Origin of the sequence: Nonomuraea candida, from assembly GCF_000725485.1 — a bacterium.
Classification (GTDB): domain Bacteria; phylum Actinomycetota; class Actinomycetes; order Streptosporangiales; family Streptosporangiaceae; genus Nonomuraea; species Nonomuraea candida.
The window spans coordinates 17,625-30,474 of sequence record NZ_JOAG01000056.1 but is presented as its reverse complement, the minus strand read 5'-3'; the positions used below and the strand labels follow the sequence as shown (position 1 = coordinate 30,474).

The following is a 12,850-nucleotide window of genomic DNA, read 5'->3' as shown; positions in this document are numbered from 1 at the left end:
CGACCGAGGCGGATCTCGTCAGCTCGCCGGCCCGCCCCGGCCCGATCCCCCGCACCCCGCCGGGCACGGCCGGCGCGACCCCGGCCGATGACCCGGCGTGCCCGGCTACCTGCTGTGCGATCCCCAGCGCCGCCCGACGGCGTTCCGCGCGAGGAGCAGGTGCCCCCGAGCTCTGGCGGCCAGGTCGGCCAGGGCGCCGGCGGCCCCGTGCGGGTGGCGGCGCAGGAACGAGCCGAGCTCCGCGCCTACCAGGGCGAGCAGAGCCAGGAAGAGAACGATTTCCAGGGCCGAGACGGCCGCGATTCCGAAGAGGATTGCCGTGATCACTGGGACGACTCCAACCGCCCACGTGGCGGCGTTATTGATGGGTTCAGCGGTCATCGAGGGGTTCGATGGCATGAGTCTAGGTTCGTCACCCGCCCACACCCCGGCGGCCCGCCGCCGTTTGGCCGGATCTTTGCCACCTCGCCGATCATCCTTGGCGCCGGAGAGGTTTGCCGCGATGCTCTCCCCGCTCACGAGAACCCGGCGCGACCATCGGCCTCACGCGGGGCTTCGGGCACCAGCCGCACAAGGGCCAGGCCCGGCGGCCGTACGGGGACGAGACCGCACTCATCCTAACGGAGCCCCAGGTCAGCGCCTCAATCCGGCCCCCCGCCGCGGAGATCCGGGCGCGCGCGGCGACCTGGAGCCGCCGGACGGCGGACCGACGGCGCGGCTGACGGCGCGACCGTCACCGCACGCCGTCACCGCACGCGGCCTCTGCACGCCGCCTCTGCACGCCGCCTCTGCCGGGGAGCCGGGGAGGCGGTCTGCGTGCTCAAGGCTTGATCGCGAGACCGCCGTAGGCCCAGGCGTGGCCGCCGGGGATGTGTTCCTGGTACTCCACGGGGTCCGGCCGCCAGGTCACCACCTCGACCAGGCCCGGGTCCACCAGGTCCCAGCCGTCGAAGAAGCGCAGGACCTCGCCGTGGGTGCGCGGCACCATGGGGGCGGAGCTGTTGTCGTACGGCTTGGTGAAGTCCTCGCGGCGCACCTGGTCGGCGAAGTCGAGGGTGACGTGCGACAGCAGGAGGCGGCTGCCGCCGGGCACCGCGGCCTTGAGCTGCTCGACCAGCCCGTACGGGTCCTCCTCGTCGGTGATGAAGTGCATGACCCCCGCCAGGATGACGGCCACGGGACGGGTGAAGTCGATCACGCGCCGGACGGCGGGGTCGGCCAGGATCTTCTCCGGCTGCCGCAGGTCCGCCTCGATCATGTCGGTCATGCCCGCCGGGTCGCCGGTCAGCAGGGCACGGCCGTGCACCAGGACGATCGGGTCGTTGTCCACGTAGGCCACGCGGGCCTCGGGCACGGCCTCCTGGGCGATCGTGTGGGTGTTGTCCTGGGTGGGGATTCCGGTGCCGATGTCCAGGAACTGGGTGATGCCGGCTTCGGCCGCCAGGTGCCGCACGGCCCGGCCCAGGAAGGCGCGATGCGCGCGCACGCCCTCGCGCGTGCCCGGTGACACCTCGACGAGCGCCTCGGCGGCCTTGCGGTCGGCGGCGAAGTTGTCCTTGCCGCCCAGGAGGTAGTCGTATATCCGGGCCGGGTGGGGAATGTGAGGGTTGATCTTCGTGCTCGGAACCTCGGCATATGCGGGGGCCGCCGGGTCCGCCCCTGTGTCGCTGTGAGTCATCCGCTCTTCCTTGTGGCGTACCGGGTGAGGTCCAGGCGGGGGCGAGCCGCCATGGGCGGATCATGGCAAGGGCCGTGCGGGACACACCTGCCGGCGCCGGGCCGTGCTCCGGTGGGACGCACAGGCAGCTCCCTTTGCCGCGCCCCACCGGGCCGATAGGAGAGATCACTTCGGGCACTCAGTGTGGGGATCGCGCCGAAAGTTGTCAAGAATGCATGGCAATTTTCGATCGCTCAACCATCGTTCCTATGCCGATTCTCCTGGAATGACCTGCGGACCGCGCTTCTGGAAAGTTTCGGCAGGGCTGCGGGCGGACCTGTCGCGTGAAAGTTTCATGGCGAGACTCCCGCTGGTCGAAGGTGCTTCGGCAGGCTAATGCGAGGTGGGATGCGTTCGGACGCCTCCCTCTCGCGACTTCCGCAAGTTACCGGCTCTTGACAGTACCTTTCTGTCTCGGATTTGCTCTGTCCCGCCGATCCCTTCCATCGCCCTGAGAGGGAGCTCGACCCTCCGGCGGTTTGTTAGCGCTAACAACGGAGCGGAACGATGAGGCGAGATGAACGGCGTACGAGTCGGTACGTGAGTGTCGGAGCCGCCCTGGCGGCGCTGATCGTGGCGGCGGTCACCGCCCTGTCCATGCTCCTGCCGGTCGCGCCGTTGTGAGCGTCGGTGCAGCCGGCCGTCATCGCCGGCTGCCGGGGTGACATCAGCGATGACAGACCTGATCACAGGGGAGGTTCCGGTGTCCGCAGCGAAGGGGTCGGCGGCAAGGAGGTCGGCGTCAAAGGGGTCGGAGCGCTGCCCGCCCTCCTCGCCGTTACGCGACGGCGCGGGGGCGCGCACGCGTGCCTGGAAGCGAAGGTGGGCCGCCGTGCTCACGGTGGTGGCGTTGCTGGCGGCCGGCTCGGTGATGGGGGCGGGCGTGGCGGCGGCCGAGTCCAACGGCGGGGTACGGGTCATGCCGCTCGGCGACTCGATCACCGAGGGCACGCAGGTGCCGGGCGGGTACCGGATCGGCCTGTGGCAGCGCCTCGCCGGCGGCCGCTACGCGGTGGACTTCGTCGGCTCGCAGTTCAACGGGCCCGCCGGCCTGGGCGACCACGACCACGAAGGCCACCCGGGCTGGCGGATCGACCAGATCGACGCGAACATCACCGGCTGGCTGCGTACGTACACACCACGCACGGTGCTGCTCCACCTGGGCACCAACGACATCCTGCAGAACCGCGACGTGGCCGGCGCCCCGCAACGGCTGTCCGCGCTGATCGACCGCATCACCGCGGCCGTGCCGGACGCGGACGTCTTCGTCGCGACCATCATCCCGCTGGCCAACCCCGGTCAGGCAGCCGCCGCGCGCACGTTCAACGCGGCGCTCCCCGGCATCGTCCAGAGCAAGGTGAACGGCGGCAAGCGCGTCCACCTGGTCGACATGCACAGCAGGCTGACCACCTCCGACCTGCTCGACGGCGTCCATCCGAGCGCCGGCGGCTACGACAAGATGGCCGCCGCCTGGTACGCGGCCCTTCAGTCGGTCCCCGGCAGCATCGGCCCGCCGGGAGCCGGCAACGGCGCGACCGCGATCAGAGGCGTGGGCTCGGGCCGGTGCCTGGACGTCTCCGGGATGTCACAGGCGAACGGCGCGCAGGCGCAGATCTGGGACTGCAACGGCCAGGCCAACCAGCAGTGGACGCCCACCGCCGCCGGTGAGCTGCGCGTCTACGGGGGCAAGTGCCTGGACGTGGCCAACCGGAGCACCGCCGACGGCGCCGGCGTCGCCATCTGGGACTGCAACGGGCAGAGCAACCAGCAGTGGCGCTTCAACGCCGACGGCAGCATCACCGCGGTGGGCGCGAACAAGTGCCTGGACGTGCCCGGCCACTCCACCGCCAACGGCGTCAAGCTCCAGATCTGGTCCTGCAGCGGCGCCGCCAACCAGCGCTGGACCCGGACCTGACTCCGGCAGGGGCCGCTCCCGCACGGCCCCTGCCGGCCCGCGTTCAGCATGCGGCCGGACCGCATGCTGAACGGCGTTCAGAAGCGGGCGCCGAGGTCGGCGCCGTTGGCGGGGCGCAGGAAGGCGGAGGACGGGATCGAGCCGTCGGCGGCGCGCGGGCCGGTGATCACGCTCGCGTCGGTGCTGGTGAACGTCCAGGTGCCACCGAGGTTCCAGGAGTTGCCCGAGTGGGACGACGAGCCGGGCGCGACCTGGGTCCGGTTCGCCACCGACAGGTTCCTGGTGAGGACCGACACGGAGTCGGCGTAGTCGAAGCCGGTGCCGCCGTTGCGCCAGGCGGTGCTGCGGTCGGTCACCAGGCGGCCCGGGTTGCCGTTGTCGGTGAAGCCGTCCACCGCGTTGTCGTAGGCGATGGAGTTGCGGACGACGTGGCCGACCGCCGGGTCGGGGTCGCCCCCGCCGAGCTTGAAACCGTTGCCGTCGCCGGTGTAGTCGGGCAGGTTCCACCGGTTGAAGCCGTTCCCCCAGGCCACGGACGACTCCACGGTGACCGTGCCGAGGAACATCCAGAAGTCCAGGCCGTCGTCGGAGTTGTTCCAGAGCCGGGCGCCGCGGATCACGTTGCCGCCGCCGGAGCCCTCCTTGATCGCGACGCCGTCTGCGCTCTCGCCGTTCTTGCGCGGGTCGCGGTTGCCGTGGCTGTCCAGGTTGATGATCTGGTTGTCACTGGACGCACCCTGGAGGTGCAGCCCGGACTCGTAGTTGTCCCTGGTGACCAGGCGGTCGAAGACGTTGCCGACGGCGTCGAGGCCGAAGATCCCGTACGGGCCGTGCACGATCTCCAGCCCGATCAGCCGCCAGTGGTCGCCCTCGATGTGCACGGCACCGCGCTCGGCGCGCGGGATGCTGGAGCCGACCGCGCCCGGCGTGTGCGGCATGTTCTCGCCGTCGATGATCACCCGTTCCCCGTTGTACGCGGTCATCGTGATCGGCTGCGCCGGCGTGCCGTTCTTGACGATCTGGATGTTCGTGCCCGGCGCGTACGTGCCGCCGCGGATGAAGATCGTGTGGCCGGGCTGCGCCAGGTCCACGGCGCGCTGGATGGTCCGGAGCGGGGCCGCCAGGGTGCCGGGGGCGGCGTCGTCGCCGTCGGTGGCCACGTACAGTGCGGTCGCCGGCTGCTGACCGCCGGCCTCGACGTCGAGGTGGTCGAGGTTGGGCAGGCCGCCGGAGCCGGTGGGGTCGAGCCTGATGGTGTTGGCGCCGGCGTTCAGCTGGACGGCCGTGGTCTTGGTGACCCAGGTGGACCAGGCGCCGGTGCCTTCGAAGGACAGGGTCCGTACGGTGGAGCCGTTGACGATCAGGCCGGCGGGTCGGGGCGTCGTGGTGCCGTTGGCGAAGCGGATCCCGAGGGTGGCGGTTCCGGCGGCGGGGGCGTGCACGGTGAACTGGGCGACGGCGCCGGCGGCGTTGTCGGCGTTGCAGAAGCCGGTGCCGGAGTAGCCGGGCCAATTCGACTCGATGGCGCCGGTGCAGACCGCCGGTGACGCCTCGGCCTCGTACCGGGCCGGCGCCGCGTACGCGGTCGTGGGGGACAACGCGGCGTAGGAGCCGGCCACCAGGCCGGCGCACGCGAGGACAGCTGTGAGGCGCATCGCCCATCTCCTCGGTAAGCGCTTTCCAAAACGGTTGCCAGTCAAGCACGGTGCGGCGGGGGCGGGAAGAGGGAGCTGCCGGCCGTGCTGCAAACGTGCAGCCCGGTTGCAGCGCACGTCATGAGGCCGCCCGCCGCGACGGTATCCGCGCAGCTCGGGGCGGATGACAGCGCACCGCCTGTACCCGCTCTTGCCGGGGCCGAGCATGATGAGCCGGGCTCGCCTCTTGCTCGATCGGCCGTGGCCGCCGACCATCGACTGACGGCGGCCCACCGGCGCACCGAGGCCGGAAGAGGTTCCCCGCCGGAACCGGCAGGCCCCGCCGCATCCGGAAGGGGCTCCACCGGAGCCCGGGGGAGCGGGAGCCGCCCGTGTGCCCGCCCTCCCTGGACTATCGTTGTCCGCCGTGATCACTGAAGACTGGCTGACCGACACCCGCGCGTCCTACGACACCGTCGCCGCGAGCTACGCGGACCACGTGCGCGATCTGCTCGACCGGACGCCGTACGAACGCGCGTTCCTGGGCCTGTTCGCCGACATGGTGCGGGCCACGGGCGGTGGGCCGGTGGCCGACGTGGGCTGCGGCTCGGGGAGGATCGCGGCCCACCTGCGGGCGCTGGGCGTGGACGCGTTCGGGATCGACCTGTCGCCGGAGATGGTCGAGGTGGCCCGGCGTGAGCACCCCGGGACGCGGTTCGAGGTCGGCTCGATGACGGACCTCGAACCGGCCGACGCCTCGCTGGCCGGCCTGGTCGCGTGGTACTCGGTGATCCACGTCCCCGACGACGCGCTCGGCCGGGTGTTCGCGCACTTCCGGCGGGTGCTGCGGCCCGGCGGCCCGCTGCTGCTGGCCTACCACGTCGGTGACGGGCCCCGACTGATCACCCAGGGCTACGGCGGCCATCCCATGAACGTCCGCGTCCATCGCCGCCGGCCCGAGGACCTGGCCGACCGGCTCGACAGGGCCGGCTTCACCGTCGAGGCGCAGATGACCCTCACCTCGGCCGAGAGCAGACTCGGCGGAGTCCTCATGGCCCGCCGCCACCCCGACACGGCCCAGGAGTGAAGAGGCCGCCCGGCCCGCCGGCGGAGAACGGCGACGGCCGCCCCGCGACCTGAGGGAACACAGGTATCAGGGCCGTCGGCGCATCCATGGAGTTGACCTCATCGTGTCCTTACGATTACTTCCAGTGGTCAAGGCGAAGGGTGGGCGACATGGGCGGGAAGCACAGTGGCGGTCAGAAGAAGGACAAGCCGGTCGAGCCGGCGCCGCCGTCCAAGGATCAGCAGGGCGGAGGCCGGCACGGCGGCGGCAACGGCAACGCGGGCGGCAAGGGCGGTAAGGGCCGTGGGAAGTGACGGTCCATGAGCCGACGGAGGCGCTGATCAGGGAGGTCGGCGCCTTCTCGCCCGCCGGTGAGCGGGTGTACGACGCGTTTCGCGCCGTACACCGTGAACTGTTCATCCCGGCGGTCGGGCTGGCGGACTCCCGTGACGGCGGTGTGCGGGTCATCGACCGTGACGGCGACGAGCGGGACTGGCTGGCCGCCGTCTACTCCGACACCGTCGTCGTCACCCAGCTCGACGACGGCGCCACCGACCTGAGACGGGCGGCCGGCGACTACACCTCGTCGGCGTCCGCGCCGAGCACCGTGGCGGACCTGCTGGAGTGGCTGTCCCCGGAACCGGGGCACCGCGTGCTGGAGATCGGCACCGGCACCGGCTGGACGGCGGCGCTGCTGTCCCACCTGGTCGGCCCGGACGGGGCGGTGATCTCGATCGAGGTGGACGCGGCCGTCGCCGGGCAGGCCGCCGAGAACCTCGCGGCGGCCGGGGTCCACCCGCACCTCGTCGTGGGCGACGGCGCGGACGGCTGCCCCGGGCGGGCGCCGTTCGACCGGGTGCACGTCACCTGCGGCATCCGGCACATCCCGTACGCGTGGGTCCGGCAGTCCCGGCCCGGTGGCGTGATCGTCCTGCCGTACCGGCCCGGGTTCGGCGCGGGCCACGCGTTGCGCCTGGTCGTCACGCCGGATGGCGTCGCGTACGGCCGCTTCCCCGGCTTCGCCTCGTACATGCTCATGCGCTCCCAGCGCAAGCCCCGCCCCCGGCCGGCGCGGCGGCCGGAGGACAAGCGCTGGTCGAGCAGCCTCGTCGACCCCCGCACCGTCGCCCACGCCCCGGCCGGGGCGGGGCTGGCGATCTCCGCGCTGACCGGCATCGCGTCGGTGCACGCCGGCGACCGGGACGAGGACGGCGAGCTGTTCCGGCTCTGGCTGTCCGACCCGGCCGACCCCTACGCGTGGGGCACCGTGGAGTGGCGGCCCGGTGCGGGTGAGTACGAGGTGTACCAGGTGGGTGACCGCCCGCTGTGGGACGAGGTCACCGACGCCTACTTCCGGTGGGTGTCCTGGGGGGAGCCCGGCCCGGACCGGTTCGGCATGACCGTCACCCCTGACGGCCACCACATGTGGCTGCACGCTCCCGACAACGTGATCTGATCCCCGTCGGGCAAGCCGGACCGGGCCGGGGGCGCGGACTCGCTCGGGTCCGTGGGCGGGCAATCGTGATGGACCTCGAATCCCGCCGGTAGCCGGCCGGACCGTGCCCACGGCGTGCCGGGGAGGGGGCGGCAGGATGGAAGCTGGCAAACTAACTCACTAGTACGTACATTAGGAGGGCCGGGTCCGCGGTCCTGGTTCCCGGCGTGCCCGCGCCGGCGCTCATACGCCTGTCGCACCTGCTGGAAAGGGAGACGTGATGGATTCATTCCTGGTCGGGTTGATCGGCTCGGGCATCGGCCCCTCCTTGAGCCCGCCGCTGCACGAGCAGGAGGCCGTCCACCACGGGCTGCATCTCGTCTACCGGCTGCTCGACACCGACCGGATGGGCGCGGACGTGCGCGAGCTGGTCCGTACGGCGCGGCGGTTCGGCTACGACGGGCTCAACGTCACCCACCCCTGCAAACAGGTGGTCATCCCGCACCTGGACGAGCTCTCCCCGGACGCCCGCATGCTCGGCGCGGTCAACACCGTGGTGTTCGACGGCGACCGGGCCATCGGGCACAACACCGACTGGACGGGCTTCGCCGAGTCGTTCGCGCGCGGCCTGCCCGACGCGCCCACCCGGCGGGTCGTGCAGCTCGGGGCCGGCGGCGCGGGCGCCGCGGTCGCGCACGCGCTGCTCACCATGGGCGCCGACCGGATCACCGTGGTCGACGCCGACCCGGCGCGGGCGCGCGCCCTCGCCGGCGAGCTGACCGGCCGCTTCGGCGCCGGCCGCGCCCGCCACGCGGTCCCGGCCGAGCTGCCGGAGCTGCTGCCCGGGGCCGAAGGGCTGGTGCACGCGACCCCGACCGGGATGGCGCACCATCCGGGCCTGCCGCTGCCCGCCGAGCTGCTCCATCCCGGCCTGTGGGTGGCCGACATCGTCTACCGGCCGCTGGAGACCGAGCTGCTCAAGCAGGCGCGGGCGCTCGGCTGCCGGACGCTGGACGGCGGCGGCATGGTCGTTTTCCAGGCCGTGCACGCCTTCCGGCTGTTCACCGGCCGCGAGCCGGACGCCGAGCGGATGCTCGCCCACCTGACCGACCTCATCGCCGTCTGAAGGAGGAACCGTGCGCAAGTCCATCGCCACCGTGTCGGTGAGCGGCACGCTGGCCGAGAAGCTGGAGGCCATCGCCGCCGCCGGGTTCGACGGGGTGGAGATCTTCGAGAACGACCTGCTGGCCAGCCCCCTGTCACCGGAGGAGGTGCGCGCCAGGGCCGCCGACCTCGGCCTCGGCATCGACCTCTACCAGCCCTTCCGCGACTTCGAGGCGGTGGACGCCGGCACGCTGGCGGGCAACCTGCGCAGGGCCGAGCACAAGTTCCGGGTGATGGAGCGGCTCGGCGCCGGCCTGCTGCTGGTCTGCTCGAACGTCTCGCCGTCCGCGATCGGCGACGACGAGCTGGCCGCCGGGCAGCTCCGGCTGCTGGCCGAGCGGGCCGCCGAGCACGGCGTCCGCATCGCCTACGAAGCGCTGGCCTGGGGCCGGCACGTCAACGAATATCTGCACGCCTGGCGCGTCGTGCGCATGGCCGACCACCCGAACCTGGGCGTGTGCCTGGACAGCTTCCACATCCTCTCGCGCGGCTCCGACCCCATCGGCATCGAGGCGATCCCCGGCGAGAAGATCTTCTTCCTGCAGCTGGCCGACGCGCCGCTGCTGGCCATGGACGTGCTGCAGTGGAGCCGCCACTACCGCTGCTTCCCCGGGCAGGGCAACTTCGACCTGACCGGGCTGGTCTCCAGCGCGCTGCGCGCCGGCTACGCGGGGCCGCTGTCGCTGGAGGTGTTCAACGACGTCTTCCGCCAGGCGTCGGTGGAGCGTACGGCGCTGGACGGCATGCGCTCGCTCATCGCCCTGGAGCAGGGCCTGCACGGGGAGGGGCCTCCGGCCGTGCCGACCGGCTTCGCCTTCGCCGAGCTGTCGGGCACCGGCGAGGTCGGCGGGCTGCTGGGCGCGCTGGGCTTCGCGCGTACGGGCACGCATCCCACCAAGCCGGTCGAGCTGTGGGCGCAGGGCGGCGCGCGGCTGCTGCTCAACGCCACCGGAGCCGACCCCGCACTGCTGGCCATCGGCCTGGACGGCCCCGACCCGGCCGGCGCCGCCAAGCGGGCCGAGTCGCTGCTCTCGCCGGTCCTGCCCCGCGAGCGCGCTCCCGAGGATGCCAGGCTGGAGGCGGTGGCCGCGCCCGATGGCACCGAGATCTTCTTCTGCGACGACGCCTGGCTCGCCGACTTCACCCCCGCCGCGCCGGCGCCCGGCCCGATCACCGGCATCGACCACGTGGCGCTCACCCAGCCGTGGCACCACTTCGACGAGGCCGCGCTGTTCTACCGCAGCGTGCTCGGCCTGCGCCCGCAGGAGAGCCTGGAGGTGCCCGACCCGTACGGCCTGCTGCGCAGCCGGGCCATGTCCACCGGCGACGGCTCGGTCCGCATGGTGCTCAACCTGGCCCAGGTCGGCGCGGCCGACATCCCCTGGCAGCACGTGGCGCTGGCCTGCGACGACGTCCTGGCCGTGGCGCGCAGGCTGCGGCGGGAGCATCCCGGCCTGCTGCTGCCGATCCCCGCCAACTACTACGACGACCTGGAGGCCCGCCACGACGTGGACCCCGCCCTGCGGGAGCTCGGCGTGCTCTACGACCGCGACGAGCGCGGCGGCGAGTTCCTGCACCTCTACACCGTCACCGTGGGCCGGGTCTTCTTCGAGATCGTCCAGCGCACCGGCGGTTACGGCGGTTACGGGGCCGTCAACGCGCCCATCCGGCTGGCGGTGCAGCACGCGGCCCATCGCTAGGCCCGCCTGGCCGGCGTTCTGCTGCCCGATCCGCGCGGTAACACCCTTGTAATGTACGAACCGGTGAGTTAGTTTTCCTGTCACGCAATACCCCCCGAGCCGCCGTGAGGAGCAGAGTGTGACGGTGCACGGCAAACCACGCAAGGCGGCCATCGCGGCCTGGATCGGCAGTGCCTTGGAGTACTACGACTTCTTCATCTACGGCACCGCCGCCGCGCTGGTCTTCAACAAGATCTTCTTCCCCGCCTCCTCGCCCGCCACGGGCACCCTGCTCGCGCTGGCCACGTTCGGCGTCGGCTACCTGGCCAGGCCCGTCGGCGCCTTCGTGCTGGGGCACATCGGCGACCGGTTCGGCCGCAAACGGGTGCTGGTCACCACGCTGGTGATGATGGGCGGCTCCACGTTCCTGGTCGGCTGCCTGCCCACCTACGACCAGGCCGGCCTGCTCGCGCCGGTCCTGCTCGTGCTGCTCCGCCTGATGCAGGGCTTCTCCGTCTCCGGCGAGCAGGCCGGCGCCAACTCCATGACGCTGGAGCACGCCCCCGAGGACCGGCGCGCCTTCTACACCAGCTTCACGCTCAACGGCACCCAGGCCGGCCAGATCATCGCCACGGCTATCTTCCTGCCGATCGCCGCGCTGCCCGAGGAGCAGCTGCTGAGCTGGGGCTGGCGGGTGCCGTTCTGGCTCAGCGTCGCGGTGGCCGTGGCCGGGCTGGTCATCCGGCGCACGCTGGAAGAGACGCCGGCCTTCGAGCAGGAGGTCGCCACCAACACCGTGGCGAAGCTGCCGCTGGCGGTGCTCTTCCGCGAGCACTGGCGTGACGTGCTGCGCGTGGTCGTGGCCGCCGTCATCGCCTCGGTCAGCACGATCTTCACCGTGCACGCCCTGTCGTACGCGGTCAACACCATGGGCCTGGAGCGCACGCCGATGTTGTGGGTGGGCGTGCTGGCCAACGTCGCCGCGGTGATCACCATCCCGCTGTGGGGCAGGCTGTCGGACCGGGTCGGCCGCAAGCCGGTCTTCATCGGCGGCTCGCTCGGCTGCGCGGTGCTGATGTTCGCCTACCTGTGGTCGATCTCCGCCGGCGACTACGTGCTGATCTTCGTGACCGGCATCCTCATGTTCGGCGTGGTGCACAGCGCCACCAGCGCCGTGTGGCCGGCGTTCTACGGCGAGATGTTCACCACCCGCGTCCGGCTGTCCGGCATGGCGATCGGCACCCAGATCGGCTTCGCCATCGCCGGGTTCGCGCCCACCGTGGCCACCGCCGTGGCCGGCACCGGCCCCGGGAGCTGGCTCGGCGTCTCGGTCATCACCGCGATCGTGTGCCTGATCAACGTGGCCGCCGTCGCGACCGGGCGGGAGACGTACCGGGTGCCGACCGAGCGGCTCGGGCTCAGGCCCGCCGGGCCGGTGAGGGCGTGAGCCGCTTCCGCGTGCTGGCCGTGCGGTACGCGCGCCGCGACGCCCGGCGCGGCGAGCACTTCCACGGCTACCAGCCCGGCGGGGAGAGCCCGCACCCGACCTCCTACTACGTGTGGGCCGCGATCTCGGACGAGCACACCGTCGTCGTCGACACCGGCATCGCGCCGGAGCGGGCGGCGCGCGTGGCCGGCCTGGACTACCGCTGCTCGCCGGTCGAGGCCCTGGCCGAGCTGGGCGTGGCCGCCGAGTCGGTGGACCACGTGGTGCTGACCCACCTGCACTACGACCACACCGGCACCGCCCACGAGTTCCCCCGGGCCCGCTACGTCGTGCAGCGGGCCGAGCTCGACTACTGGACCGGCCCCTGGGCCGGGCGCATCACCCGCGAGCGGTGGCTGCTCGACGACCACGACCTCGCCCGGCTCACCCGCGCCCGGAAGGACGGGCGGGTGCGCGTGGTGGACGGCGACGCGTCCGTGGTGCCCGGCCTCGGCGTGCACCTGGTGGGCGGGCACACCGCGGGCATGCAGGTGGTCAGCGTCGAGACGGCCCGGGGCCGGGTGGTGCTGGCCTCCGACGCCGCCCACTTCTACGAGAACATCGAGGGCGACCGCCCCTTCCCGATCCTGCACAGCATGACCGGCGTGTACGGCGCCTTCGACCGCGTCAACGAGCTGGCCGGCGACCCCGGGCGGGTGGTCGCCGGCCACGACCCGCTGGTGCTCGACCGTTTCCCGCGCCAGAGCCCGGAGGTCGCGCTGATCAGCCCGTGACCTCTGGTCTTCATGCCTGA

Annotated in this window: 11 protein-coding genes; 8 read left to right on the top strand and 3 right to left on the bottom strand. The window is 72.2% G+C overall.

The window, feature by feature from the left end:
- Positions 1 to 105 precede the first annotated feature (105 nt).
- Together IO39_RS38300 and IO39_RS38295 are read right to left on the bottom strand one after the other, a co-directional pair.
- A complete protein-coding gene (locus tag IO39_RS38300; protein ID WP_043634557.1) occupies positions 106 to 327 on the bottom strand; it encodes a hypothetical protein in 222 nt (73 codons plus the stop codon).
- 493 nt (positions 328 to 820) lie between these two features.
- Positions 821 to 1,678 (bottom strand): SAM-dependent methyltransferase, encoded by an 858-nt coding sequence (locus IO39_RS38295; protein ID WP_043634554.1) that lies wholly within the window; start codon positions 1,676 to 1,678, stop codon positions 821 to 823.
- An 871-nt stretch (positions 1,679 to 2,549) separates the two neighbouring features.
- Here IO39_RS38295 and IO39_RS38290 point away from each other — a divergent pair.
- Positions 2,550 to 3,632, top strand: coding sequence for an SGNH/GDSL hydrolase family protein (locus IO39_RS38290; RefSeq protein WP_043634551.1), 1,083 nt, complete (start codon positions 2,550 to 2,552; stop codon positions 3,630 to 3,632).
- Positions 3,633 to 3,709: 77 nt separating this feature from the next.
- Here IO39_RS38290 and IO39_RS38285 read toward each other — a convergent pair whose 3' ends face one another.
- Positions 3,710 to 5,287, bottom strand: coding sequence for a right-handed parallel beta-helix repeat-containing protein (locus tag IO39_RS38285; RefSeq protein ID WP_084774199.1), 1,578 nt, complete (start codon positions 5,285 to 5,287; stop codon positions 3,710 to 3,712).
- Positions 5,288 to 5,693: 406 nt separating this feature from the next.
- On the opposite strand from IO39_RS38285, the gene IO39_RS38280 reads away from it, so the two are divergent.
- The 7 genes from IO39_RS38280 (at position 5,694) to IO39_RS38255 (ending at position 12,830) form a co-directional block, all read left to right on the top strand.
- A complete protein-coding gene (locus IO39_RS38280) occupies positions 5,694 to 6,353 on the top strand; it encodes a class I SAM-dependent DNA methyltransferase (RefSeq protein ID WP_043634629.1) in 660 nt (219 codons plus the stop codon).
- Between the two features lie 149 nt (positions 6,354 to 6,502).
- A complete protein-coding gene (locus IO39_RS55275; RefSeq protein WP_157549534.1) occupies positions 6,503 to 6,646 on the top strand; it encodes a hypothetical protein in 144 nt (47 codons plus the stop codon).
- Complete coding sequence (locus IO39_RS38275) at positions 6,643 to 7,788, top strand: methyltransferase domain-containing protein (protein WP_043634548.1); 1,146 nt, start codon at positions 6,643 to 6,645, stop codon at positions 7,786 to 7,788. Before IO39_RS55275 ends, IO39_RS38275 begins: the two co-directional genes overlap by 4 nt.
- A gap of 259 nt (positions 7,789 to 8,047) precedes the next feature.
- Complete coding sequence (locus IO39_RS38270; RefSeq protein WP_043634546.1) at positions 8,048 to 8,893, top strand: shikimate dehydrogenase; 846 nt, start codon at positions 8,048 to 8,050, stop codon at positions 8,891 to 8,893.
- Positions 8,894 to 8,903: 10 nt separating this feature from the next.
- Positions 8,904 to 10,631, top strand: coding sequence for a bifunctional sugar phosphate isomerase/epimerase/4-hydroxyphenylpyruvate dioxygenase family protein (locus IO39_RS38265; protein ID WP_043634543.1), 1,728 nt, complete (start codon positions 8,904 to 8,906; stop codon positions 10,629 to 10,631).
- 118 nt (positions 10,632 to 10,749) lie between these two features.
- Positions 10,750 to 12,057, top strand: coding sequence for an MFS transporter (locus tag IO39_RS38260; RefSeq protein ID WP_157549532.1), 1,308 nt, complete (start codon positions 10,750 to 10,752; stop codon positions 12,055 to 12,057).
- Entirely contained in the window at positions 12,054 to 12,830 is a 777-nt protein-coding gene (locus IO39_RS38255; RefSeq protein WP_043634540.1) for an N-acyl homoserine lactonase family protein, read from the top strand. The genes IO39_RS38260 and IO39_RS38255 overlap by 4 nt, the downstream gene beginning before the upstream one ends.
- Positions 12,831 to 12,850: the final 20 nt, after the last annotated feature.

What these genes read in the sequence shown, in the direction of transcription:
- IO39_RS38295 (WP_043634554.1), bottom strand. Translation starts at nt 1,678, where the DNA reads ATGACTCACAGCGACACAGGGGCGGACCCGGCGGCCCCCGCATATGCC.
- IO39_RS38285 (WP_084774199.1), bottom strand. Translation starts at nt 5,287, where the DNA reads ATGCGCCTCACAGCTGTCCTCGCGTGCGCCGGCCTGGTGGCCGGCTCC.
- IO39_RS55275 (WP_157549534.1), top strand. Translation starts at nt 6,503, where the DNA reads ATGGGCGGGAAGCACAGTGGCGGTCAGAAGAAGGACAAGCCGGTCGAG.
- IO39_RS38270 (WP_043634546.1), top strand. Translation starts at nt 8,048, where the DNA reads ATGGATTCATTCCTGGTCGGGTTGATCGGCTCGGGCATCGGCCCCTCC.